General features: G+C 37.5%; 24 protein-coding genes. 17 read left to right on the top strand and 7 right to left on the bottom strand.

The features are described 5' to 3' along the window. Positions 1–8: 8 nt before the first annotated feature. From J7R05_RS02730 to panB (J7R05_RS02680), 11 genes are all read left to right on the top strand, one after another. Positions 9–2,237 carry a RelA/SpoT family protein gene (locus J7R05_RS02730; protein WP_208541095.1) on the top strand — a complete coding sequence of 743 codons (2,229 nt, stop codon included), beginning with the start codon at positions 9–11 and terminating at the stop codon, positions 2,235–2,237. 16 nt (positions 2,238–2,253) lie between these two features. Further along, positions 2,254–2,832: an orotate phosphoribosyltransferase gene (pyrE, locus tag J7R05_RS02725; RefSeq protein WP_078689558.1), complete on the top strand. Its 579-nt coding sequence runs from the start codon at positions 2,254–2,256 to the stop codon at positions 2,830–2,832. 98 nt (positions 2,833–2,930) lie between these two features. Then, positions 2,931–3,521 carry a DUF2062 domain-containing protein gene (locus J7R05_RS02720; RefSeq protein WP_208541094.1) on the top strand — a complete coding sequence of 197 codons (591 nt, stop codon included), beginning with the start codon at positions 2,931–2,933 and terminating at the stop codon, positions 3,519–3,521. Then, on the top strand, positions 3,518–3,919 hold the full coding sequence (acpS, locus tag J7R05_RS02715; protein ID WP_078689560.1) for a holo-ACP synthase: 402 nt from the start codon (positions 3,518–3,520) through the stop codon (positions 3,917–3,919). Before J7R05_RS02720 ends, acpS begins: the two co-directional genes overlap by 4 nt. Positions 3,920–4,000: 81 nt before the next feature. After that, entirely contained in the window at positions 4,001–4,783 is a 783-nt protein-coding gene (lepB, locus tag J7R05_RS02710; RefSeq protein WP_208541209.1) for a signal peptidase I, read from the top strand. A 9-nt stretch (positions 4,784–4,792) separates the two neighbouring features. Then, positions 4,793–5,500 (top strand): ribonuclease III, encoded by a 708-nt coding sequence (gene rnc / locus J7R05_RS02705; protein ID WP_208541208.1) that lies wholly within the window; start codon positions 4,793–4,795, stop codon positions 5,498–5,500. After that, positions 5,493–6,398 (top strand): GTPase Era, encoded by a 906-nt coding sequence (era, locus tag J7R05_RS02700; protein WP_208541093.1) that lies wholly within the window; start codon positions 5,493–5,495, stop codon positions 6,396–6,398. Before rnc ends, era begins: the two co-directional genes overlap by 8 nt. A 1-nt stretch (position 6,399) precedes the next feature. Beyond that, positions 6,400–7,146 carry a DNA repair protein RecO gene (recO, locus tag J7R05_RS02695; RefSeq protein WP_208541092.1) on the top strand — a complete coding sequence of 249 codons (747 nt, stop codon included), beginning with the start codon at positions 6,400–6,402 and terminating at the stop codon, positions 7,144–7,146. 26 nt (positions 7,147–7,172) lie between these two features. Next, complete coding sequence (gene panC, locus J7R05_RS02690) at positions 7,173–8,018, top strand: pantoate--beta-alanine ligase (RefSeq protein ID WP_208541091.1); 846 nt, start codon at positions 7,173–7,175, stop codon at positions 8,016–8,018. Between the two features lie 11 nt (positions 8,019–8,029). After that, positions 8,030–8,857 carry a 3-methyl-2-oxobutanoate hydroxymethyltransferase gene (gene panB / locus J7R05_RS02685; protein ID WP_208541090.1) on the top strand — a complete coding sequence of 276 codons (828 nt, stop codon included), beginning with the start codon at positions 8,030–8,032 and terminating at the stop codon, positions 8,855–8,857. A gap of 152 nt (positions 8,858–9,009) precedes the next feature. After that, positions 9,010–9,825 carry a 3-methyl-2-oxobutanoate hydroxymethyltransferase gene (panB, locus tag J7R05_RS02680; RefSeq protein WP_208541089.1) on the top strand — a complete coding sequence of 272 codons (816 nt, stop codon included), beginning with the start codon at positions 9,010–9,012 and terminating at the stop codon, positions 9,823–9,825. A 474-nt stretch (positions 9,826–10,299) separates the two neighbouring features. On the opposite strand, the gene J7R05_RS02675 is transcribed toward panB (J7R05_RS02680), so the two are convergent. Both J7R05_RS02675 and ygfZ read right to left on the bottom strand, forming a co-directional pair. Continuing rightward, the gene (locus J7R05_RS02675; protein ID WP_208541088.1) at positions 10,300–10,914 is read right to left on the bottom strand and encodes a YfbR-like 5'-deoxynucleotidase; all 615 of its coding nucleotides are present in this window, start codon (positions 10,912–10,914) and stop codon (positions 10,300–10,302) included. Further along, a complete protein-coding gene (ygfZ, locus tag J7R05_RS02670; protein ID WP_208541087.1) occupies positions 10,914–11,780 on the bottom strand; it encodes a CAF17-like 4Fe-4S cluster assembly/insertion protein YgfZ in 867 nt (288 codons plus the stop codon). Before ygfZ ends, J7R05_RS02675 begins: the two co-directional genes overlap by 1 nt. A 64-nt stretch (positions 11,781–11,844) precedes the next feature. Here ygfZ and J7R05_RS02665 point away from each other — a divergent pair, with 64 nt between their 5' ends. From J7R05_RS02665 to pssA, 6 genes are all read left to right on the top strand, one after another. Continuing rightward, positions 11,845–13,173: a dihydroorotase gene (locus tag J7R05_RS02665; protein ID WP_208541207.1), complete on the top strand. Its 1,329-nt coding sequence runs from the start codon at positions 11,845–11,847 to the stop codon at positions 13,171–13,173. A 1,159-nt stretch (positions 13,174–14,332) separates the two neighbouring features. Next, positions 14,333–15,841 carry a cysteine--tRNA ligase gene (cysS, locus tag J7R05_RS02660; protein ID WP_208541086.1) on the top strand — a complete coding sequence of 503 codons (1,509 nt, stop codon included), beginning with the start codon at positions 14,333–14,335 and terminating at the stop codon, positions 15,839–15,841. Between the two features lie 42 nt (positions 15,842–15,883). After that, the gene (locus tag J7R05_RS02655) at positions 15,884–16,555 is read left to right on the top strand and encodes a DUF421 domain-containing protein (RefSeq protein ID WP_208541085.1); all 672 of its coding nucleotides are present in this window, start codon (positions 15,884–15,886) and stop codon (positions 16,553–16,555) included. Between the two features lie 124 nt (positions 16,556–16,679). After that, the gene (locus tag J7R05_RS02650) at positions 16,680–18,566 is read left to right on the top strand and encodes an ABCB family ABC transporter ATP-binding protein/permease (protein ID WP_208541084.1); all 1,887 of its coding nucleotides are present in this window, start codon (positions 16,680–16,682) and stop codon (positions 18,564–18,566) included. A 114-nt stretch (positions 18,567–18,680) separates the two neighbouring features. Continuing rightward, a complete protein-coding gene (locus J7R05_RS02645) occupies positions 18,681–19,379 on the top strand; it encodes a phosphatidylserine decarboxylase (RefSeq protein ID WP_208541083.1) in 699 nt (232 codons plus the stop codon). 8 nt (positions 19,380–19,387) lie between these two features. Continuing rightward, positions 19,388–20,227: a CDP-diacylglycerol--serine O-phosphatidyltransferase gene (gene pssA, locus J7R05_RS02640; RefSeq protein ID WP_208541082.1), complete on the top strand. Its 840-nt coding sequence runs from the start codon at positions 19,388–19,390 to the stop codon at positions 20,225–20,227. A 65-nt stretch (positions 20,228–20,292) separates the two neighbouring features. Here the strand turns inward: pssA and J7R05_RS02635 are convergent, their stop codons facing one another. The 5 genes from J7R05_RS02635 to J7R05_RS02615 all read right to left on the bottom strand — a co-directional run bounded on the left by J7R05_RS02635 (position 20,293) and on the right by J7R05_RS02615 (position 26,237). Continuing rightward, a complete protein-coding gene (locus J7R05_RS02635; protein WP_208541081.1) occupies positions 20,293–21,042 on the bottom strand; it encodes an SDR family NAD(P)-dependent oxidoreductase in 750 nt (249 codons plus the stop codon). A 2-nt stretch (positions 21,043–21,044) separates the two neighbouring features. Continuing rightward, entirely contained in the window at positions 21,045–22,535 is a 1,491-nt protein-coding gene (gene purF / locus J7R05_RS02630) for an amidophosphoribosyltransferase (RefSeq protein WP_208541206.1), read from the bottom strand. Between the two features lie 120 nt (positions 22,536–22,655). Next, positions 22,656–23,198, bottom strand: a complete 543-nt coding sequence (locus J7R05_RS02625) for a CvpA family protein (protein ID WP_208541080.1) — start codon at positions 23,196–23,198, stop codon at positions 22,656–22,658. A gap of 154 nt (positions 23,199–23,352) precedes the next feature. Then, entirely contained in the window at positions 23,353–24,729 is a 1,377-nt protein-coding gene (gene radA / locus J7R05_RS02620) for a DNA repair protein RadA (RefSeq protein WP_078689575.1), read from the bottom strand. Positions 24,730–24,734: 5 nt separating this feature from the next. Next, a complete protein-coding gene (locus tag J7R05_RS02615; protein ID WP_208541079.1) occupies positions 24,735–26,237 on the bottom strand; it encodes a replicative DNA helicase in 1,503 nt (500 codons plus the stop codon). Positions 26,238–26,303: the final 66 nt, after the last annotated feature.

Here is a 26,303-nt window from a genome sequence, read left to right as displayed (position 1 = left end):
ATGCCTACATGATGCGTCAGCATGAGCTTATCGAGCGGGTGCGACGTTATAAGCCTGATGTAAATGAGGCTTTATTGAGTAAAGCCTACGTTTATGCAATGGAAAGGCATGGGCATCAAAAGCGTGCTTCGGGTGATCTTTATTTTTCTCATCCTTTGGAAGTTGCTATTATTTTAACGGATATGCGTTTAGATGAAGCAACAATTGCTGTTGCTCTTTTGCATGATACAATTGAAGATACAAGCGCTACACGAACAGAAATTGATCAGCTTTTTGGATCTGAAATTGGTAAGTTAGTTGAAGGGCTAACAAAGCTTAATAAGCTTGATTTTGTCTCGAAAAAGGCCATACAGGCAGAAAATCTTCGTAAGCTTCTTATTGCTATTTCTGATGATGTCCGTGTTCTTTTGGTCAAACTTGCAGATCGTCTTCATAATATGCGTACTCTTGGTGTTATGCGTGATGATAAACGTCGGTGGATTGCTGAGGAGACGATGGATATTTATGCACCACTTGCTGGCCGTATGGGTATGCAGGATATGCGTGAAGAATTAGAAGATCTTTCTTTCTTTTATTTAAATCCAGAAGGTTACCGTATTATTACTGACAGAATTTCTGAATTATCGAAGTGTAATCAGGATTTACTTTCTACAATCGAAAACGAATTGACAAGACTTTTTTCTCAGCATGGTATTAAAGTTGATGTTAAAAGCCGTCGGAAAAAATCTTATTCAATTTTTCGCAAAATGGAAAGCAAGGCATTATCTTTTGAGCAATTGTCTGATATTTTTGGATTTCGTGTAATTGTTGAAACAGTGGATGATTGTTACCGTGCTCTTGGTATTATCCATACTACATGGCCAATGGTACCTGGTCGTTTTAAAGATTATATTTCTATACCTAAACAAAATGAGTATCGTTCAATTCATACGACAATTGTAGGACCTTCAAGGCAGCGTGTTGAATTGCAAATTAGAACCAATGCAATGAATACGATTGCTGAATATGGTGTTGCAGCACATTCCATTTATAAAGATTATGGTTCTAATTATTCAGTTTCGAAATTGTCGAGAGAAACCAATGCTTATGCGTTGTTGCGTCAAACAATTCAATCTTTATCAGATGGAGATAATCCGGAAGAGTTTTTAGAACATACAAAGCTAGAACTTTTTCAAGATCAGGTTTTCTGCTTTACACCAAAAGGGCGGCTAATTGCCTTTCCAAAAGGTGCCACACCTATTGATTTTGCTTATGCAGTTCATACCGATATTGGTGATTCTTGTGTGGGGGTGAAAATCAATGGTCGTATTATGCCTTTAATGACCAAATTAAAAAATGGTGATGAGGTTGATATTATACGTTCACAAGATCAAGTTCCACCGGTAGCGTGGGAATCTTTTGTTGTAACGGGGAAGGCACGTTCCGCAATTCGCCGGGCAACACGTGCAGCAGTGCGTAAGCAATATTCAGGTTTAGGTTATAATATTCTTGAACGTTCGTTTGAATGCGTGGGAAAACCTTTTTCAAAGGATATGCTTAAACAAGTTCTACCGCGTTTGGCACGCAAGGATGTGGAAGATGTATTAACAGCTGTTGGGCGTGGTGAATTGTCTTATGTTGATGTGGTTAAAGCAATTTATCCAGATTATCAAAAACACAATGGAGTGCATCAGTCGTTTTTAAAATCTGAGGAAAAGGGTCGGTTTAATATTGAGACCTCTCAAAGCATGCTCTTTAGAATGCTTAAAAATGAAAAGGAAGGAACTTCAGAAAAGAAAGATCAATACAAAGCATTACCTATTCGAGGAATTAGTGGAGATATTCCAATACGATTTTCTCCTGAAGGAGCTGTACCAGGGGATCGAATTGTTGGTATTATGCAGCCGGGTGCGGGTATTGTTATTTATCCAATAGAGTCTTCAGCTTTAATGGCTTATGATGATCAGCCAGAACGATGGATTGATGTATGCTGGGATCTTGATACCGAAACAAGCGAACGTTTTCCTGCTCGGATAAATATTTGGGCTGTTAATAGTCCTGGCTCTTTGGCTAAAGTAACTCAGGTTATTTTTGCAAATGATGCTAATATTCAAAATTTATCTTTGATCCGTATGGCTTCAGATTTCACGGAAATTGTGCTTGATTTAGAGGTTTGGGATCTAAAACACTTGAATCGTATTCTTTCTCAGTTAAAAGAAACAGGCTCAGTTAGTGCGGTGAGTCGGGTGCACGGATAAAACACGAGATTTTGCAATGAATACACAAGATGTAATTGATATTTTTAAACAGGCAGATGCGATTCTAGAGGGGCATTTTATTTTAACATCAGGTCGCCATAGTGCTACTTATATGCAGAAGGCGAAAGTATTCATGCATGCTGATCTAACCGAAAAACTATGCTGTGGGTTAGCTCAAAAAATTAGGGACTGTGTTGAAGGAAAAATTGATTATGTAGTTGGTCCTGCGATTGGTGGTCTTATTCCTTCTTATGAAACTTCACGTCACCTTGGTGTACCTTCTATTTGGGTAGAGCGTGAAAATGGCATATTTCAGCTGCGTCGTTTTGAAATCGAAAAAGGGGCAAGAGTTGTAATTATCGAAGATATTGTGACAACTGGTCTTTCTATTCGTGAGACGATTGAAGCTTTAATTAAGGTGAAAGCTAATGTTGTGGCAAGTGCATGTATCCTTGATCGTTCTGGTGGTAAAGTTGATGTTGGAGTTCCGTTAATTGCGCTTGCAGAATATGAAGTGGCATCTTATGCCGCTGATGCACTACCTCCTGAGCTTGCTTGTCTTCCTGCAATTAAGCCAGGAAGTCGCAATATCTAACCATTTTTAAATATACTCTGTTTTGTGCAAAAACTTCATTGAGATTAATTTGAATAACAAAGATTGTTTTGTACAAATAGTATGTGTATGAGTATCTTATGCTTTTTCATCATCGAAAATTAGTAGATTTTGGAGAGCGTATTCGGCTTTGGTTTTGGTCGCGTCGCTCATTTTGTTATATGCGCAAGCGTATTTTGCGCATATCAGAAACGCCACATAAAGTAGCGTTGGGGTTAGCTATTGGCATTTTTTCAGCTTGCTCACCCTTTTTTGGATTGCATATTATTTTGGCACTATTTTTTTCTTGGATTTTACGCGGTAATTTTACTGCAGCAATTATTGGGACTGTTTTTTCAAATCCGCTAACATTTTTACCTATTGTTATGATTGATTATAAGATAGGTTATCTATTTTTATCACTTTTTGGAAATGTGGGTAAAATTTCTCTTTCCCAAATTCGCACTATATTTAGTAACTTGACGTTTTCGAAGGTATGGGTAATTTTTGAGAATACGTGGGATTCTATTATGCTGCCAATGATTTTGGGCGGTGTTCTTTTAGGTTTTGTCTTTGGAGGTTTGTCTTATATAGGTGTTTACAAGGCAATAGGTCGTTTCCAGCAAAAAAGATATCAGAAGATGATGCAAAGAGTGCATTTGCAGCAAGAAAATTCAAGTAATGTTTTATGATTATAGGTCTTGGCAGTGATATAGTTGATATAAGGCGAATTGAGAAAATGTTGGTTCGTTATGGTGACTATTTTATCCAACGCATTTTTACAGATGTTGAACAGGCCAAATCTGAAAATGTCCAAAAAAGTTCTTTTTCTTATGCTAAAAGATTTGCCGCTAAAGAGGCATGTGCTAAAGCTTTAGGGACAGGTATCGCCTGTGGTGTTAGCTGGAAAGACATGGAGGTCGTTAATTTATCGTCGGGAAAACCGACTATGCAATTAACAAATTGCGCGCAGTTGCAATTACAAAAGTTATTGCCTCCTCACCATAACGCTTTCATTCATCTCAGTATAACAGATGATTTTCCTTGGGCGCAGGCAGTTGTTATTATAGAAGCACTTCCACGTGGATAGACGGGGGAAGAGATTGTGCTTTTGTTATTTGAGCATTATGATGAAAAATGAATTTTATTTATGATGAGAAGGCAGTGTATGATGAGTCAAAAAGAAAAAGTACAAAAAAAGAAAGAGAAAGGTGGAGTCTTTGAATTGATTTCTGTTCTCATTCAGGCTCTATTTTTGGCTGTTCTTATTCGCACGCTTTTTTTTCAACCCTTTACAATTCCTTCTGGTTCTATGCGTCCTACTTTACTTGTGGGGGATTATCTTTTTGTTTCCAAATATGCATATGGATATTCTCGTTTTTCCCTTCCTTTTTCTCCTCCTATTTTTTCAGGACGTATTTGGGCATCTCAACCTAAACGAGGGGATGTTGTAGTATTTCGTTTACCTAGCAATCCAAGTGTGGATTATATTAAACGCGTCGTTGGATTACCGGGTGATTATGTTCAGGTTCGTCAAGGTGTTCTTTATATCAATGATAAAGCTGTTTCACGCCAATTAATGGGGCAGATTGATGATGCTGACGTAACAGAGCTCAACCGCCCTGTGGATGTTTATCGTGAGACACTGTCTAATGGTGTAAGTTACAATACGCTTGATTTAGGTTTTTTCCCACAGGTTGATAATACAAAAGTTTTTGAGGTTCCTCCAGGGCATTATTTTATGATGGGTGATAACCGTCATAATTCAGATGATAGCCGTTTGGGTGTAGGTTATGTTCCAGAAGAAAATCTTGTTGGTCGAGCAAATTTAATCTTTTTCTCTATAAGTAATGGTTCAAGTGCATGGCAGATTTGGCGCTGGCCGTTTGATGTGCGCTGGGCACGTTTGTTTTCTTTTGTTAACACTATTCACTATTTTCCACTGACTAAGTAGGGTCTAATGATGAAGCGTCACATCATTGATCAGCTTGAAAAGCTGACGGGGCATCGCTTTAAGAATGAAGATAGATTAAAAAGAGCATTGACACATTCTAGTGTTCAAGGGTTATCGGAAGGCAATTATGAGCGGTTGGAATTTCTAGGTGATCGCGTTCTTGGGCTTTTGGTTGCGGAGATGTTGTATCAATTTTTTCCACACGCTAGTGAAGGTGAATTATCGGTACGTTTAAATGGCTTAGTGAATACGCAAACATGCGCTGAGATTGCGCTAGAAATGGGTTTGCCTGATATGATTCATGTTGGTTTTGAAATGAAAAACTTAGAGAATCGCCGGGTAGCTAATATGTATGCCGATGTCATTGAAGCGTTAATTGCTGTAATGTACCTTGATGGGGATTTGGAGTGTGTACGGTCTTTCATCCGAAAATATTGGCAAGATCGTGCAAGGAAGATGGATGCCGGTAGGCGTGATGCCAAAACAGAGTTGCAAGAATGGGCTCATACACAAGATGGTGCACAGCCGCAATATCGAGTTGTGAAGCGTTATGGACCAGATCATGATCCCATTTTTATGGTTGAAGTAAAAGTTTTTGGTTTTGCACCTGAGATTGGGCAAGGCAGTTCTAAACGACATGCTGAAAGAGTAGCTGCTGAAAAAATTTTACGACGTGAAGGTGTATGGCAATCAATAGAGAAAAGTGATCATGAATGATGTTATCAAAACACGCTGTGGTTTTGTTGCGCTCATTGGGGTGCCCAATGCTGGTAAGTCGACATTAGTTAATCAGTTGGTTGGAACAAAAGTTTCAATTGTAACCCATAAGGTACAAACAACACGAACTTTGGTGCGTGGTATTGTTATTTATGAGAATACTCAAATTGTTCTCATTGATACCCCAGGCGTTTTTCGTCCTCATAAGCGGTTAGAGCACGCTATGGTTTCTGCTGCTTGGGGCGGTGCTAGAGGTGCTGATATCCTGTTAATTTTAATTGATGTTCAAAATGGTCTTTCGGACGAAGTTGATGCAATGTTGAATGTTTTAGAAAATATTAAACAGGATAAAATTCTTGTTCTTAATAAGATTGATACAGTTGCAAGAACATCTCTTTTAGCATTAACCGCTAAAATTAATGAACGAATGAAGTTTTTGCAGACATTTATGATTTCAGCTTTAAATGGTTCGGGTTGTAAGGATTTACTTCATTATCTAAGTACAATGATGCAAGAGGGGCCATGGTACTATTCAGAAGATCAAGTTTCGGATATGCCTATGCGTCAACTTGCTGCTGAAATCACGCGTGAAAAACTTTTTCTTCGTCTCCATGAAGAAATTCCTTATTCCTCTACAGTTGAAACAGAAAATTGGGAGGAACGTCCAGATGGATCAGTTAAAATTAATCAGGTTATCTATGTAGAGCGTGATAGTCAGAAAAAAATTGTTTTAGGAGCGGGAGGTGATACAATTAAAGCGATTGGTCAAGCAGCGCGTGAGGAATTAATGGAAATCATGGAACAAAAAGTTCACCTTTTTCTTTTTGTGAAAGTGCGTGATAATTGGAGTACTAATCCAGAGCGCTACCAAGAAATGGGATTAGATTTTTTAAAATAAAATGAGATGGAAAGAGCAGGCTATTATCCTTGGTACACGTCAGCATGGTGAAACGAGCGTTATTCTTGAAATTATGACACGTCAGCATGGTCGCTATATGGGAATGGTAAAGGGGGGGCGTTCTCGTAGTATGGCGGCTCTTCTTCAACCTGGAAATTTTGTTGAGGCTGAATGGTGGGCACGTTTGGATGAGCATTTGGGATTATTTAAGCTTGAAGCGCTTGATTTACATGCTTCAAGATTAATGCTCATACCAGAAGCGCTTTATACTTTGCAGTTGATGGCTTCTTATTTACGCCTTCTTCCCGAACGTGATCCTCACCCTATTTTATATGATATGTTGCATATTTTTATGCAGAATTTTGATGAATGGTTTGTTATCGCTGAATTACTTATACGTTTTGAAATGCGGCTTCTTAAAGAACTTGGATTTGGTCTTGATTTATCTTGTTGTGTTGTAACAGGTTGTCGGGAAAACCTTCATTATGTGTCACCAAAATCAGGACGTGCTGTGAGTGAAGAAGCAGGGTATCTTTGGAGAGATAAACTTTTACCTCTACCGCAGTTTCTTATACAAAGAGCCAGTCGTCCTATTGATTTTAATGATATGAGAAATGGGTTTGCTTTAACAAATTTTTTTTTAACACGCCATGTTTGGGAGCCAAGAAGGATACAACAACCATCGGTTCGCGTTAATTTAATAAACTTATTTGAACGGCGATTTTGTATGAAAGAGTCAATTTACTGATTTTATAAAATAGGTATAATTTAAATATGCAAATCTTAAAAACAATTGCTGAAGTACGGCAATGTATCGCAAAGGAGCAACGTTTAGGATTATCGATTGGTTTTGTTCCAACTATGGGAGCATTGCATGGTGGTCATATTGCTTTGGTGCAACAGGCAAAAGTAATGTGTGATCGAGTGTTAGTTTCTATTTTTGTTAATCCAAAGCAATTTGGACCTCATGAAGGTTTTGATATGTACCCAAGAGATCTTGCGGGCGATTGTGCTTTGTTGAAAAAAGCGGGTGTTGAATATGTTTTTGCACCTTCTACAGAGGAAATGTGGCCGCTGGGAAATGAGACAGTTGTAAGGGTAGAAAAATTATCACATGTTTTAATAGGAAAATTACGCCCAGGGCATTTTTGTGGTGTAACCAGTGTTGTTGCTAAGCTTTTTAATATTGTGCAGCCAGATAAGGCTTTTTTTGGGGAAAAAGATTTTCAACAGCTTCTCATTATTCGTCGTATGGTTAAGGATTTAGCTTTTCCTGTTGAAATTGTTGGTGTACCTATTTTACGTGATGCAGATGGTGTAGCCAGCTCTTCACGCAATCAGCTTTTAACATTAGAAGATCGCAAAGCTGCAAAAATTATTCCTGAAAGCGGTGAGGCTGTTGTAAGGCTTTATAGTCAAGGTGAACGATCAGTTAATAAACTGTGCAAAATTGCCCGTGATATTTTGCAAAAAGAACCGCGTGCTATCATTGAGTCAATAGATTTAAGAGACATGGAAACTTTATGCATGTTTAGAGGAAAACTGAATAAACCTGCTGTTTTATTACTATGCGTCCGCTTTGGTGAGGTCAGACTTATTGATCAATATATTTTACAATAGGAAATACAACAATGACTTCATATAAAACTATAAATCGTATTACTGCTTCTGAAATACGCTCCAAAAAGGGTCAAGAGCCAATCGTTTCTTTAATGGTTTACCAGGCTTATAGTGCTCGAATTGCTGACCCATATTGCGACTTTCTTTTAGTGAGCGACAGCGTTGCTATGATTGTGCACGGGTTTGATACAACATTACCTGTCGATGTAGATATGATGATTTTGTACGGAAAAGCCGTTATGCGTGGTTCTCAAAGAGCGCTTGTGGTTGTTGATATGCCTTTTGGTTCTTATGAAGAAAGTCCACAGCAGGCTTTTAAAAATGCGTCACGGATTATTGCAGAAACAGGTTGTGGTGCAGTCAAACTTGAAGGTGGTGTTCATATGGCTGAAACGGTTAGGTTTTTGCACAAACGTGGTATTCCAGTTATATGTCATATTGGTCTCATGCCACATACAGTTCGTTTAGAGGGGTTTAAGGTACAAGGGCGCGATGAGAAGAGTTGGCTCCAGATTGAAGCTGATGCATTGGCAGTTGAGGAAGCTGGTGCTTTTGCTGTTATGGTGGAAGCGGTAGTAGAGCCATTAGCAATAAGGCTTACAGAAAAGCTCTCTATTCCTACTATTGGTGTTGGTGCGTCCAATCAGTGTGATGGGCAGATTTTGGTAATGGAGGATATGTTAGGCTATAATACTTGGTTAGGTTATGGTAGCTGGATGCCTAAATTTGTACGTCGGTATGGTTCTTTTGAGGAAGTAGTGGCTACAGCAGTCAAAAATTATGCAAATGATGTTAAATCACGTGCTTTTCCAGCTGATACAGAGGTTTATAAGCATTAATTGGACCCTTAAAAATTCTATAAAAGCGTTTTTTGACGCTGAAATTACATGTAAAAAGGCTTTTTTATGTATTTTTGCAGTTTTATTGCTGACTCTTAATTTTAGTGAAGTCAGACTTATTGATTAATGTATTTTACATATGGAAACTAAAAATGGATTCACATAAAGCTATAAAGCGTGTTTCTTCTTCTGAAATACGGTCGAAAAAGGGACAAGAACCAATTATTGCTCTAACAGCCTATCAGGCTTATAGCGCGCGGATTGCTGATCCATATTGTGATTTTCTTTTGGTTGGTGATAGCGTTGGTATGGTTGTGCATGGTTTTGATACAACACTGCCTGTTACTATGGATATGATGGTTTTACACGGACAAGCGGTCGTACGTGGTTCTCAAAAAGCGCTTGTAGTTGTTGATATGCCTTTTGGTTCTTATGAGAAAAGTCCACAGCAGGCCTTTGAGAATGCATCACGGATTATTGCAGAAACAGGGTGTGGTGCAGTCAAGCTTGAAGGTGGCATTTATATGGCTAAAACAATTGATTTTTTATGCCAACGGGGTATCCCAGTTATGGGGCATGTTGGCCTTACACCACAAGCGGTAAATCGTTTTGGTAGTTTTAAGGTACAAGGGCGCACTGAAAATGATCGGTTAAAGATTGAGGCTGACGCAACAGCGGTTGAAGAGGCAGGTGCTTTTGCTGTTGTATTAGAGGGGGTAGTAGAACCCTTAGCAGTGAAGATCACAAAAAATCTTTCTATTCCTACTATTGGTATTGGTGCATCCAATCAGTGTGATGGGCAGATCTTAGTGATGGAAGATATGTTGGGTTACGGGGCTTGGGTACCTAAATTTGTACGTCGTTATGGTGCTTTTGAGCAAGCAATGGATACAGCAATTAAAAATTATGCACATGATGTTAAGTCACGTGCTTTTCCATCTGATTCAGAAATTTATAAGCCAAAATAAAATTAGGTTTAAGAGAAAACCCTATAAAAATATATTAGTTATATGCAGCGTAAGATAAAAGAAATTTTCTTAAGTACGTTTTGCTTACACTAAATTTGAACATATTTTTCATATGACTATTCTGTCTATATCTCATTGATTAATGAGATCCTGAAATCTTTTTGTATATCTTAAAGTATTTGTAGCAATGCATTGAGAATCAATGATATTTATTTTGTAATGGTAAACTACAGATAATAGAAGAAACAAAGATTATGGATTAGGTAATCTCCAAATTAATAGAAATAAGAAAGAAAACAAATTCTGTTCTATTTATAAACCATATTCAAACAAGGTATGACTATAAAGATAATATGTAATAAAAAGTTGCATGAGATATTTTAATATTTATCCAACTGGTGGGGCTATAAGCTAAGATACTTTGCGTTTTATTCCCGTAAAAACAAAAGACAAGTGACTAAAAAGATATGAATATCATCTTTGACTATCTATATCACGAAAGCGGGTTAAAAAGGCATTTTCAATTTGTTGTGTGGAATAGGGCTGCAAATTAAGTTTATCGGGTAAAATATTATTTGGAGAACCAAAATAACGCATGGCTTCTTTTGTACTAAAGCCAGCAAGAGTGACAGCTTCGTAGAAAGCAGCAATACGATCAGCTTGTTTGATTTTTTTTAATAGTTTGTGAGGTGGATTAACAGGTAAAGAAAAGCGTATGCAGATGGTATCTTGTATGCGTTTTTCGACAAGCTGATACTGTTTTCCTATAACAGCTTTAAAAGGTGAAATCATATCACCAATAACATATTCTGATGCATCATGGAGAAGAGCTAAAAGACATTCGTTATTGTGGGATTGTGGAAAGAGTATCTGAAATATTTGTTCTACTAAAAGTGAATGTTGCGCGACAGAATATGTATGCTCACCGTGTGTTTGGCCGTTCCAGCGTGCAACACGAGAAAGGCCGTGTGCGATATCTTCAATTTCGATGTCAAGAGGAGAAGGATTAAGTAAATCAAGCCGCCGACCAGAAAGCATTCTTTGCCAAGCACGTGCTGTTCCATCTTGTGATAATTCAGCTTTAGCCATTAGTTAGTTTCCACGGTGTTTTCAGGAAAGCTGAAGTTCATATTTTCAGCAATATTTATTGTTACAGGAAGATTTTCTATTGTAAACGGAATATGTTTGTCCATAACATCTTTAACATGGTCAATACGCATTAAAGCTAAAGCTTCGTTTTCTACACATGTTCCTAATTCACCAAGTATTTTAGTGCCGGCTTGAATAGTGGATCCTGGCATTAATTTATGCTGGCCTTTTACTATCAAAAAACGGCGACGAGCTGCTCTGCGGTGGTGCATTCGTGAAACAACTTCCTGTCCGATATAACAACCTTTATTGAATGATAATCCACTAATTTGATCGTAATTAATATCATGAGGAAAGACTTTACCTATTTCATAATCTTGCCCACTTTCTGCAATTGCATAGCGGATACGCATTCGGTTCCAATTATCATTATGTTCTGAAGCAAGAAACGGTATTTTTCCATAAACACGTACCATTTTTTCCTTTTTTGGAAATCGTTTATCAATAAAACTTAAATCAAAATCACAAGTACTTATTTCAGTTTTCCAAAAAACTGTAACAACTAATTGTAATGGTTGTGTAATTTCCACTTTTGTATGTAACTTATAAAGGATAAGGCGTTGTTGAAAGGTGTCAGCTAAAGGTGCAGCGATATCAATCATATAGCCTTGGTCTATTTTACCGATTAGAAAATCAGCAATAACTTTTCCTTGTGGTGATAAAAGAGCACCAGGGAAGAGTTCTTGTGAGTTGATTTTTTCAACATCTGTTGTAATTAGGGCTTGTAGGAAACGTGTTGCTTCTTCACCTATAACTTTAATAATTTTGCGGTTTTTTAAGCTAATAGTGTTTTGTTTTTCGATCATGGTCCTTGCCTTTCTGCCCAGAGTTACATAATCGGTAAAGAGATGATGTCTAAGGAGTATGGCTGTGTTTAAAACATTTGATACAATTTTTAAAGGTGCAACACTTGTTAATCATGATGGAAGTGGCAAACGTGATATTGGTATCACGAATGGCCGTATTGCTGAAATTGGTGACCTGACGTGTGCATCTGCTAATGAGGTGATCGACTGTACAGGGCTTCATATTTTACCAGGTATCATTGATAGCCAGGTTCATTTTCGTGAGCCAGGGCACGCACATAAGGAAGATCTAGAAAGTGGTTCTCGTTCTGCGGTTTTAGGGGGGGTTACAACGGTTTTTGAAATGCCTAATACAAATCCACTGACGATAACAGAAGAGATGTTGACTGATAAAGTTAAACGCGGATTTCATCGGATGCATTGTGATTTTGCGTTTTGGGTTGGGGGAACACGTGAAAATGCGCATGAATTGGCTGAATTAGAGAGACTTCCCGGAGCTGCTGGAATTAAAGTATTTATGGGGTCTTCTACAGGTAATCTTTTAGTTGATGATGATGAAGGTGTCCGTCTAATTTTGAAAAATACGCGTCGTCGCGCAGCTTTTCATTGTGAAGATGAGGAGCGGCTCAATGAACGTAAAGCGCTTTGCGTTAAGGGAGATGTATCATCACATCTAGTTTGGCGTGATGAAATTGCTGCTTTGAAATGTACACAACGTTTAATTAAAATTGCGCGCGAAATGGGGAAACGCGTCCATGTGTTACATCTTTCTACAGCGGAAGAAATTGATTTTCTGAAACATCATAAGGATTTAGCGACAATTGAGGTAACTCAACATCATTTGACTTTGACTTCTGATGATTATCAAAGGCTTGGCACATTGATCCAGATGAATCCACCTATTCGTGAAAGCCACCACAGTAAAGGTCTTTGGTACGGTGTTCAGCAAGGTATCATTGATGTTTTAGGTTCAGATCACGCTCCTCATACGCTTGAAGAAAAGCATAAGTCTTATCCTCTTTCACCTTCGGGTATGACAGGTGTTCAAACCACAGCAGCAATTATGCTGACTCATGTGAATACGGGGAGGATATCTCTTGAACGCTTTGTTGATCTCACCTCGCATGGTCCTAGTCGCGTTTTTGGTATCAGCTGTAAAGGACGCATTGCAGTTGGATATGATGCTGACTTAACCATTATTGATCTTAAGCGGGAGGAGATTATAACCAATGCACATATTGGTTCACGAGCAGGGTGGACACCTTATGATGGCAAAAAAGTTAAAGGTTGGCCAGTTGGGACAATTATTCGTGGAATGCGGGTTATGTGGGAAGGTGAAATTGTTACACCGTCGCAAGGTGAACCTGTTAAATTTATAGAAGCATTAGCATAATAAGACTAAAAGCTTGGTGTGTTGTTTAAATAATTGTCTTTTGTGAAAAAGGGCACTCATAACAATTTTGTTACGCAATATATGAAAACAACTTTAAAGCTTGTTTTTCTGATTATGTTTACGGAGAATGTTAATATTATAACATGGTGTACAAAAGCAGTTGTTACAAGAATTTCTGGTTTAATACTGTTTACAATTCCATTAAAATTTACGCTTCAATTTGATGTTTCAATAGAAGTAAGTTTTTGTTCTTTGGTTATTAAACAGGTTGTACCTATAAAATGAACTTATAGGTAATGCATTTTTGAGCAATTATTGTTTTTGTAAAGTAAATTCAAAACTTCTCAGCACGCGTTATCTTTTTGTTTTGTAATGATAATTTACCGTGTATTAAGGGCTCATTCCTCTTTAGATCAAGCAGCATGATATTGATTGTTAGTGTTTAATATTCATTTTAAATAATAAAAAAGAGAAAACAGCCTTTGTTTATATATTGAGTTATCGACATAATGGTACCAACAAACTGAATTCTTTAAATAAAAATATGATGTGAAAATCATGGCTTCATTTGTTGTAAAATGAAGGTCTTATTGTTTTAGGTAAGGCTTATGGAAATCTGAAGTGATATGAAAGAATTTGCAAAAAATACTATAATGATCATTATGCGCTTATCTGTTCAAACAATATTATCTTCCATTTATCATTTTATACTTGCGATTATAAGTCGTAACAATGTTATGTAGTGATTTGATTGTTATTATTGGAAGAAAAGTGTTATGGGATTTTATCAAAATGTCAGAATACGGTATTTGAGTTTTATTCTGTTATAGATGAAGTAGATAATATAACTGATATGTTGCCAAATATTCCAGATATTCTTGAAGCAGTATCATTTGCTAAATGAAATGGTTTATTTATCCATTATCAAAATAATAAACAACTTGATCTGTTTTGATTGCTTTATGCACGTATTATGTATTTAGTATGTATTTATTAGTTATCGTTAATTAATATTTTTTGCATTATATGGATCAAATAGTTCGATGTTGGAAATAAAAAACCAATATCGCGCTATTTTTTTCAAGCAGTGTTATTAACTCATAATATGAGTAAGTTTTGCCGGAGCGACACCAAGTAATATCACTAACGGAGCATAATTATGGGAAATCTGCGGTTTTATAACACGCTTACACGCAAAAAAGAAAATTTTACACCGATTGATGCTGCTAAGGTACGTCTTTATGTTTGTGGTCCGACAGTTTATGATTATGCTCATATTGGTAATGCGCGTTCTGTAATTGTTTTTGATATTTTATTTCGTTTTTTACGTCATGTTTATGGCGAGGACCATGTGATATATGCCCGTAATATTACGGATGTTGATGATAAGATTAATGCACGAGCAATCCATAAATATCCGGAGCTTGCATTAAATGATGCTATTCGTCAATTAACAGAATGTACATATGACCAATTTCAAAAGGATACAGAAGTGCTTGGTTGTTTATTACCAACTAGCCAGCCACGTGCAACCGATCATTTGGAAGAAATACGATCTTTGATTGAAAGACTTCTTGAAAGAGGACATGCTTATATAGCAGGAAATCATATATTATTTTCTATAAGCAGTATGGGGGAATACCCCCGTTATGGCGAATTTGCAAAACGATCGCTTGATGAAATGAGAGCAGACTCACGTATAGATATTGCTATTTATAAAAAAGAGAAAATGGATTTTGTTTTATGGAAACCCTCTCAGGAATGGGAACCAGGTTGGCCATCGCCAGCAGGAATCCCTGGTTTAGGGCGCCCGGGTTGGCATATTGAATGCTCAGCAATGTCGATGGCGAAGTTGTTGGCTCCTTATGGTGGTGGTTTAAATTGTGATGATCCTGTAGCAAATGTTTTTGATATCCATGGTGGTGGTATTGATTTACTTTTTCCTCATCATGAAAATGAGATTGCACAAAGTTGTTCAGCTTTTGGAACTGAGCGAATGGCTAATTTTTGGATGCATAATGGTTTTTTGCAGGTTGAAGGCAAAAAAATGTCCAAAAGCCTTGGTAATTTTATCACTATTCGTTCTCTATTAGAAAGTGATTTTCTTGAATTTAATGATGCTTTGACAGATGAAATAAGACAAAACTGGGCAGGTTTGTCTATCCGTTTTTCAATGTTGCAAACTCATTATCGTGAACCGTTAAATTGGACAACTCATCGCTTAGCGCAATCTAGTAGCGAGTTATATCGTTGGTATGAATTTCTTCGCTGTGAGAAATGTTGTTTGGATGACGATAAATCTATAGATGAATCTTTAATCAATACATTAAGTGATGATCTTAACACTTCAAATGCATTTACTATTTTACGAAGATTTTATAAAGAAGGAAATGCTATAGCTCTTGCACGCGGTATGGATTTATTTGGGCTATTGCGCCAAGAGTGGGTTCAAGAAATAGAATGCCCGCTTTTTGTTAGAAAGACATATCTTGATTCAAAATTTATTGATCAGCGCATTGCCGAAAGGCTACGACTTATCCATAATAAAGAGTGGGAAGCTGCGGATAAAATTCGTGATGAGCTTGCAGTAGGGGGGATCTCATTAAAAGATGAAAAAGACCCGCAGACTGGTAAGCGTATTACTACGTGGGAAATAAAACGACAATAATTCCTATGTTCCAGCAGCTCTCATAAAAAAGGAGAGAGTTTGATGGAATTTTTATGCTTTTATGGATATATCGCGCTTAAGTTAGTTGTGGGCCTTACCGCTTTTTTGTTAATTTTAAGAACAACAGGTCGTGGTAATCTCAGTCAAATGACGCCAGTTGATTTGGTGAGTAATTTTGTAATGGGGGGCATTATTGGGGGGGTTATTTATAACCCGAGCATTAGTAGTATCCAATTATTGCTTGTTTTATTTATTTGGCAAACTTTGATCACATTTCTTAATTTTTTTGCGCGGCATTCAGTTTTTTTTCACCGGCTTATTGCGGGAGGGAATGTTATATTAGTTTCAGATGGTGTATTTCAAATAGATGAAATTAAGCGTTTGCGCATTAGTATAAGTGATCTAATTACCATGTTGCGTATTAAAGGCTGTAGTTTACATGAGGCAGCTTTTGTTCGTTTGGAAACCAATGGTGATTTTTCTGTAATTAAGAAGGAAGAAGGTAAAAAATCTACCATTGTGATACAAAATGGTGAAATTCTCGGAGAAGGCCTTAAAGCAATTAATAAATCAAAGACGTGGCTTAAAGCAGAATTGAAAAAAAAGCATGTGAAAGTAGAAGATTTATTCGTAGCAGAATGGTACGAAAATACAGACAAAAACGATAAATCTTATAGCGGATTGTTTCTTGTTCCTTTATCGAAAATGGTCTAACCTGAAATTTCCATAAGCATATAGGTTATTCAGAGGTGAAGGAAAGGTAATAAATAATCTATGGAGGACAGTTTAGAAATTATTTTTTACATGTTTATGAATAATAAAAGAAATTAAAGACTTTATGAAACAGAATGAAATAGTAAAAACCGTTTCGGTAGATTCAGACCAAACTCTACGCACCCTTTATAATTTGTGGCCTTATATGTGGCCATCAGCCAGGTCTGATCTGAAAATGCGTGTGGTATGGGCAATATTTTATCTTATTTTGTCCAAACTTATTCTCATATCTGTGCCGTATTTTTTTAAATATGCTACAAATGCGCTTGATCTAAACTTTTTTCAAGTATTTACAAGGTCTTCATCCATTTGGGTGGTGCCTATTATGCTGGTTTTGGCATATAATTTTGCACGCATCGTTCAAGCTGGATTAAACCAGTTACGTGATTCTCTTTTTGCAACTGTTGGTCAATACGCTATTCGTCAATTGGCATATAAGACTTTTGTTCATATTCACGGATTGTCTTTGCGCTTCCATTTAGAGCGGCGGACTGGTGGTCTTTCTCGCGTGATTGATCGTGGCACAAAGGGGATTGAGGCCCTTGTTCGATTTTCAATTCTTAATACAGTGCCGACCATTTTAGAATTTGTTTTAACGGCGTTTGTACTTTTGATAAATTATGGGTGGCGTTATTTTCTTGTCGTTGTTGTGGTAGTTGGTTTGTATACTTGGTTTACGATCAAGGCGAGTGATTGGCGTATTAGTATTCGGCAAGAAATGAATACGGCTGATACTGAAGCAAATACACGGGCAGTTGATTCTCTTTTGAATTTTGAAACAGTCAAATATTTTGGCAATGAAGCTTTGGAAGCAAGTCGATTTGATTCTTCTATGGCAGGATATGAAAAAGCTGCAACAAAAATCTGGACATCTCTAAGTTGGCTTAATTTTGGTCAAGCTCTTATTTTTGGTATTGGAATGACAATCCTGATGTTAATGTCAGCTTATGAAGTTTTGCATATGACACAAACTTTAGGGGACTTTGTTTTTATTAATGCGCTTTTAATACAGCTTTCCATTCCGTTGAATTTTATTGGCTCGATTTATCGTGAAGTTCGGCAGAGTTTAAGTGATATTGAAGCTATGTTTGATCTTTTAGATGTTCAGCAGGAAATTGTTGATAAACCAGATGCTAAACCGTTGGTGGTAAGCAATGGTACTATTCGGTTTAATCAGGTGAAATTTTCCTATGATTCCGATCGTTCAATTCTCAAAGATATCGATTTTGAAATTCCTGGAGGTAAAACAGTTGCAATTGTTGGGCCATCAGGCGCTGGTAAGTCAACGATTTCCCGATTGCTTTTTCGATTTTATGATGTTGACTCAGGGTCGATAACAATTGACGGACAGGATATCCGTGATGTAACGCAAAAAAGTTTACGTGAAGTGATCGGTATGGTGCCGCAAGATACAGTTTTATTTAATGATACAATTGCATATAATATTCGTTATGGGCGCCCTAGTGCAACAGATGAAGAGATACACAAGGCTGCTGAAATGGCACAGATATTAAAATTTATTGAAATGCTTCCAGAGGGCTTTCAGTCTATGGTAGGTGAACGAGGTCTTAAATTATCTGGTGGTGAGAAACAACGCGTGGCAATTGCGCGGACACTTTTAAAAGCACCTCCACTTCTTATTTTAGATGAAGCAACTGCAGCTCTTGATACAACGACAGAACAAGAAATTCAGCGCGCATTGGATATTATAAGTCGTGGTCGTACAACATTAATTATTGCTCATCGCCTTTCTACTGTTATTAATGCTGATGAAATTTTAGTATTAAAAAATGGCCGTATTATTGAGAAGGGAAATCACACTGATCTTTTAAGCAAGAAAGGTTTATATGCTTCTATGTGGAATAAACAGCTTGAAGTTTCACAGGCTGAAGAAAAATTACGTAAAATACGTGAAGAAGATGAACTAGGCGTTGTTAATCGTAAGAAATGATCTACATGGAAATCATATCTAGTTTTGTATAAAATAATTGATTAAATATACAAAAGAGAAGAGGGGAAAACAGGAGTTTATTTATTGTTCAATCATTTGTGAATAGGAAATTATATGCGTATTGTTCAATCTATCTGTAATAGTTTTGTCCCAATTCATAAAGAAGGCTATCCTTTTATTATAGCATTTTTTGTTGTTTCACTCGTTCTTGGTTGGATATGGAGCCCGTTGTTTTGGTGTGGTCTTATTTTAACCGTGTGGTGTATATATTTTTTCCGTGATCCAGAACGTGTAACGCCTGTAAATTCAAATTGGATTATCTCTCCTGCTGATGGCCGTATTTCGTGTGTTGAATCATGTGTTCCCCCTGCAGAATTAGGGTTGGGGAGCGACGAAATGATGTGTGTTTCTGTGTTTATGGATCTTTTTTCATGTCATGTAAATCGCATTCCTATGAGCGGTACAATAGAATCTATTGTTTATCATCCGGGTAAGTTTGTGAATGCTGAGCTTGATAAAGCCAGTCAATTTAACGAACGTAATGGGGTGGTGATTGACAGTGAACACGGCAAAATTGGTGTCGTACAAATAGCGGGGTTGATTGCACGTCGAATTGTTTGTTGGTCTCAAAAAGATGATGCTGTTATTACTGGGCAACGTTTTGGGTTGATACGTTTTGGTTCTCGCCTTGATGTTTATATGCCTGCTGAAGTAAAATTGCGTGTCGCTGTTGGTCAGGTAGCAATTGCTGGAGAAACAGTTTTAGGTTCTTTTGGTGATGCTACTGAGATAACTGACTTTAGACTTGATTAGGATGAGTCATGAAAATTTTTTCGCTATTTTCTTCATTTGATCCTGAAGAGCAACGTGGCGATATTACGCATCGGTTACGTTCACCTATGCCGATGCGGTTTGTTATTCCTAATATTATCACTATCTTAGCGATTTGCGCGGGGATAAGCGGTATCCGTTTGGCTTTTGAACATCACTATGAGTCAGCTATTTTGATGGTGCTTTTGGCAGCAGTTTTAGATGGAGCTGATGGTCGTGTTGCACGTTTGATGGATGGCAGTTCATCTTTTGGAGCCCAGATGGATTCACTTGCTGATGTTATTAATTTTGGTGTTGCTCCTGCTCTTGTTGTTTATTCTTTTATTCTCGCTCAGGTTCATCAAGTAGGCTGGGTTGCAGCGCTTGTGTATTGTGTTGCTTGTTGTTTGCGGTTAGCTCGTTTTAATGTTACGTTAGATAATACAGATATACCAAGATGGCAGAAGAATTATTTTGTTGGTGTTCCTGCACCAGCAGGGGCATTATTGCTTTTATTGCCTGTTTATTTAGGAGCTCTTGGTTTGATACCCAATAGGGGTTGGGCTTTATTTTTTAGCTTGTATACTGTGGTTGTCGCTTTTCTTTTAGTAAGCCGCTTCCCGGTATGGAATGCAAAGGAAATTGGTCAAAAATTAAGGCGTGATATTGTTGTGCCGTGTATGCTGGTTATTGTTATTTATGTTGGTTTTCTTGCAACTTACACGTGGTATACTTTATTGATAACAGCTTTTAGCTATATGATTTTTCTACCTTGTAGTGCTTTAGCATATAATAAACGAGCTGCTTTAGAAGCAAAGAAGATAACCATTCAAACTGACCAGGAATCATAAGATTTTACCTGATTTTAAGAAGCAGAGTAAAATTATAGAAGTTTAGTTCAATATATAAACTGTTATCAATGAGGTGTATGATAGTTCATGAACTGATTTTTACGAACATCAAAAAGCCTACCTGTTTCTTTTAAATAAGGTGAAGATAAATGTACTATTTTTTCAGCAACTTCTTGGGGAGAGGGTAAGGTCTGAGGATTTTCGTTAGGCATAGCTTGTACTCGCATTGCAGTGCGTGTTGCACCTGGGTTAACGCAATTAACTTTGATTGACGTTTCTTTAAGTTCTTCTGCCCAGCAACGAGCAATAATTTCTAAAGCAGCTTTAGAGGCTGCATAAGGTCCCCAGAAAGCACGTGCGCAGTGAGCAACGCTTGATGATAAAAAAATAACACGTCCAGCATCCGATTTGCGTAATAAAGGTTCAACTGCTTTCATTAAACGCCATTGATTGATGAGGTTCACTTGAAACACTTCTTCAAATACCATATTTTCAATATGAGCCATTGGTGAGAGAATTCCCAGAATTCCTGCATTTACAACCATAATATCAAGTTTTTTCCAGCGTTCAGCAATTGAAGTACTTAGAGTGTCAATGGCTTGTGTATTATGTAAGTCAAGTGGTACCAACGTTGTGGAGGAACCTTTCTCTTGGATTTTAGTATCAAGCATGGTTAAATCACTAATTGTTCGTGCAAGGGCTATAATATGAGCACCCCGTGCTGCTAGCTCTAATGCTAAATGATACCCAATTCCTCTGGAAGCACCTGTGACCAGTGCGACACGTCCAGAAAGGTTAAAATCAGATTTCCTCATTATTAATTTCTTGTTTTCAGAACAGATAATTTATGAACTTTTGGAATACTTTTTTGATCGGTAAGGTGTGTGGGATAGTGGCCAGTAAAATAATGATCAGTAAATTGAGGGGAAGAGTTATTTCGTTTTTCCCCTATAGTAGCGAGATAAAGGCCATCAGTTGAAAGAAATTCTAATGAATCGGCTCCAATGAAATTACACATGGATTTTAAGTCTGGGTATTTATTAGCTAAAAGATCTTCAATTCTAGGTGTATCGATTCCATAAAAATCAGGATAAAAAATCATTGGGCTGGAAATGCGCATATGAACTTCTTTTGCTCCTGCATCGCGGAGCATCCGTACGATTTTAGTGGATGTTGTTCCACGCACAATGGAATCATCCACTAGAATGACACGTTTTCCTTCAATAATAGGGCGGTTGGCAGAATGTTTTAATTTCACGCCAAAAGCACGAATTTGTTGAGTTGGTTCAATAAAAGTGCGACCAACATAATGATTGCGAATAATGCCGAGTTCAAAGGGAATACCAATTTTTTGTGCATAACCAATTGCAGCAGGTGTTCCCCCATCAGGAACGGGGACAACAACATCACCCTCACACGGTGCTTCTTGAGCCAATTGGATACCCATATTTTTACGAACTGCATAAACACTGCGCCCTCCAACAATTGAATCAGGTCGAGCAAAATAGACATATTCAAAAAGGCAAAGTTTTTCTGGTTTTTCTATTTCTGGTTTAATAATTTTTGTAGTGATTTCACCATTGTCTTGTATTTCACATATGATGATTTCGCCATTTTTGATGTCACGAACGTATTTTGCTCCAATAATATCAAGTGCACAGGTCTCTGAACAGAAGATTGGTTTACCATCAAGTTCACCTAAAACAAGTGGCCGAATACCTATTGGGTCACGTGCAGCAATAAGCTTGGTACGTGTTAGCGCTAACATGGCATATCCACCTTCCACTTGGCGAATAGCATCAACAAAACGATCGGATGATGATTCATGACGTGAGCGGGCAATAAGGTGGAGAAAGACTTCAGAGTCTGAAGTTGATTGACAGATAGCACCAGAAGCAATTAATTCATGGCGTAATGTAAGGCCATTTGTTAAATTACCGTTATGTGCGATAGCAATACCTCCGGCTTTTAATTCAGCAAATAGAGGCTGTACATTGCGTAATGCTATTTCTCCCGTTGTTGAATAACGAGTATGTCCAATCGCACGATCCCCAGGCAAACGGGCAAGTGTTGCAGGATTTGTGTAGTGATCTCCAACAAGGCCTAGGTGTTTTTCTTGATGAAACATCTTGTTGTGATAAGAAACAATTCCAGCGGCTTCTTGCCCACGGTGTTGTAGCGCATGGAGTCCAAGAGCTGTTAGTGTTGCTGCATCTTTGTGCCCAAGAATACCAAACACTCCACATTCTTCATGAAGGGTATCATCGTCAAATGAGGGTTCCTGATAAGGAATATTAATTTTTGTCATCATATTACTTTCAGTAATGATGTTAAATGATTAATATCACAACTACTACATATTATTTAAGACCAGTTCTCAAATAAAAACTCTAATTTATTCTGTAGAGATATGTTTTGGTTAGTATTTTCAAAATCTTGCGGAAAAGTCATTTTTGTTAAAGAGCTTTTCCAGTTTTTCGAGGGCATAATCGGGATTTTTAGGCAACAATTCCCAAATTTGTTGGCTTAATGAATCCAACATAGGCTTTGTTTTTGCATCTTTCAGCCAATGAGATTGTTGTTCAGGTTTAATAAGTGCATTAATAAGTAAAATGCCAATAACTGTGATTAATAAACCGCGAAATGCTCCAAAGATAAAACCAATAGTGCGATCAAGTTTGCCGATTCGACTATCAATGATAAAATCAGAAATTTTCATTGTAATGAGAGAAATAATAATTAGAGCAATAATAAAAATCGTAACTAATGTAGCTATTAATGCGACTGTTTCGTTAGAGAGGTATTGTTCAACAAAAGGCAATACAGGTTTAAATAAAAACAGTGTGATAACAGCTGAAATTACCCAAGAAAGCAATGATAAAACTTCGCGGGAAAAACCTCGGAGCATGGCTAGAAAAGAAGAAAACAGGATGATTGCAATGACAATGCCATCAAGAACTGTTACACTCATTTGTTTGCTCCTTGTATAGGTTATGTAAAATTACGTTTTATTTTAATCAGTCTAAAAGTACGTAAGAACATTTTCTGTTATGCTAGTTTCTATTTTATAGCAAGGCTCTTTTGTACTTTATAGAAGTGATTCTATATTATTATTTGTATGACAGTCATTTTTTACTTGCAACAATAGTGGCAACAAATTCAGAAAGGTCGGAAAATATTTTTTGTTGAAAGGTTGTTGATTTTATCATTTCGGTTGTTATTGCGGGCTGAACAGCACCTTGAAAACCGAGTTTTTGAGCTTCTTTGACACGTTGTCCTGAATGAGTAACAGCGCGAATTGTTCCTGAAAGGCTAACTTCACCAAAATATACATAATGAGTTGGAAGAGGAATGTTTACAAGCGAGGATACTAAAGCTGCTGCAACGGCTAAGTCAGCTGCGGGTTCTGATATTTTGTAACCACCTGCAACATTAAGGTAGACATCATGTTGTCCAAAACGAATACCACAGTGAGCTTCTAATACGGCGAGAATCATTGAAAGACGATTTCCATCCCACCCTAAAACAGCACGCCGTGGTGTACCAAGCGAAGAAGGTGCAACAAGAGCTTGAATTTCCACCAATATAGGGCGTGTTCCCTCCATTCCTGCAAAGACAGCAGCTCCTGGAGCTTTTTCATTACGTTCACCTAAAAATAGTTCGGATGGATTGGTGACTTCTTTTAGACCTTTGTCGGACATTTCAAAAACACCAATTTCATCAGTTGGTCCAAAGCGATTTTTCACAGTTCTAAGAATTCGATAACAATGACTATTCTCGCCTTCAAAATAGAGAACACCATCAACCATGTGTTCAACAACACGGGGACCAGCAATTTGCCCATCTTTTGTAACATGCCCAACAAGAACAACAGCTGCCCCTGTTTTTTTAGCAAAGCGTATGATTGCTTGGGCGCTAATGCGTACTTGTGTTACACTTCCAGGAGCTGAATCGGCTGCATCTGACCATAGAGTTTGAATTGAATCGATAATAACTAGATCAAGTTTTTTATGCGCATTTAAAGTTGTTAAAATGTCTTCAACATTGGTTTCTGCAGCAAGTTTAACTGTTGTATCATGTGCGCCAAGCCTTTGTGCTCGTAGACGGATTTGTGCAACAGCCTCTTCACCAGAAACATAAATGACATTATACCCTTTTCGCGATAATGCAGCTGCCGTTTGTGTAAGCAAAGTTGATTTGCCAATACCTGGATCACCACCAACAAGTAATGCTGATCCTCGAACAAAGCCACCACCGGTCACACGATCAAGTTCAGAAATACCAGAATGAATACGTGGAGCATCTTCAAGATCTCCAGAAAGAGAAGTCAACGTTATGATACGCCCTTGACGAATATTTTGCGTTGGCCCACTGCCAATGCCACTGTTCGTACCTTCTTCGACAAGGGAGTTCCACTCCCCACAAGAATCACATTTTCCAGCCCAGCGTGAGTAGACGGTACTACAATTTTGACAGATAAATTGAGTGCGATTGCGTGCCATAGTGGTTAATTACGTTGTTCTGGAAGATAATCACTTTCTGCCAAGTCGCTAAAGCGTGTAAACTCTGACTGAAAAGCAAGATGAGCTGTTCCTGTTGGTCCGTGTCGTTGTTTTGCTATAAGAATATCTGCTATTCCGAAAACTTTTTCCATTTCAGCTTGCCATTTTACATACTCAGGAGTTCCTTCTTTAGGCTCTTCATTTTTGAGATAATATTCTTCACGATATACAAAAAGAACAACATCCGCATCTTGTTCAATGGAGCCAGATTCACGTAGATCTGATAATTGTGGGCGTTTATCAGTTCGGTTTTCAACTTGACGTGAAAGTTGTGAAAGGGCGATGATAGGAACATTAAGTTCTTTAGCTAAAGCTTTAAGCCCTGTAGTAATTTCTGTAATTTCTTGAACGCGATTTTCAGATGAACGTTTTGAATTGCTTGTCATTAGCTGTATATAATCAACAATCAGAACGTCTAAACCATGTTGTCGCTTTAGTCGACGTGCGCGTGCAGCCAATTGAGAAAGCGATATACCACCAGTTTGGTCGATGTAAAGTGGCGCTTTTTGGAGGCGACGCGTTGCATTCACTAGTTTTTCAAATTGTTCTTCTGAAATATTACCACGCCGAATTTCAGAAGAAGATATTTCTGTTTGTTCAGAAATAATACGCGTTGCAAGTTGTTCTGATGACATTTCAAGTGAGAAAAATCCAACGATTCCTCCCTCATTTTCTTGTGATGAATTATTCATTTTAGCATCATGATTATAAGCATCAGCAATATTAAAGGCTATATTGGTTGCAAGAGAGGTTTTTCCCATACCGGGGCGCCCAGCCAGAATAATCAAATCAGAAGGCTGCAATCCTCCCATTTTTTCATCAAGTTTTTTCAAGTGAGTAGCTATGCCTGATAGATGCGAGGACCGTTTTTTTGCAGCGGATGCCATATCAATAGCTTTTTGGATAGCATCATTAAAACTTTCAAATCCACCACCATATTTTCCCGTTTCTGCCAATTGAAATAAATTACGTTCGACAATCTCAATTTGTTCGGTTGGTGTAAGTTCAACAGGAGCATCAAAAGCTGTATTTACAACTTGATTGCCAATATCAATCAAGGATCGTCGGATAAAAAGATCATAAATTACTCGACCATAATCTTCAGCATTAATAATGGTAACTGCTTCTTTGGCTAAGCGAATAACATAATTGAATACAGTGATATCCCCGATTTTCTCTTCAGCTGGAATAAAAGGTTTAATGGTAACAGGATTTGCAAGTTTTCCTTTTTTTATAATTTGTGATAAAATATCAAAGATCTTTTGATGCAATATTTCGAAAAAATGTTCTGGTTTTAAAAAATCTGAAACACGATCAAGAGCATCATTATTAATGAGAATAGCACCAAGAAGTGCTTGTTCAGCTTCAATATTATGTGGTAGTTGCCGGAAAGAAGAAGTCTCTTCTTTATGTAAAGGGTTGAAATTAAGGATGCTTGTTTCTTCCATTAAGTTTTTTCCACTAAGATTTTAAGTTTAGTCATCTTAGACAACGGATTAAATGCTGTACATTAA

This window comes from Bartonella capreoli (assembly GCF_902813205.1).
Classification (GTDB): domain Bacteria; phylum Pseudomonadota; class Alphaproteobacteria; order Rhizobiales; family Rhizobiaceae; genus Bartonella; species Bartonella schoenbuchensis.
Note: the sequence above shows the minus strand (reverse complement) of the source record. Positions and strands in the feature narration are given on the sequence as shown.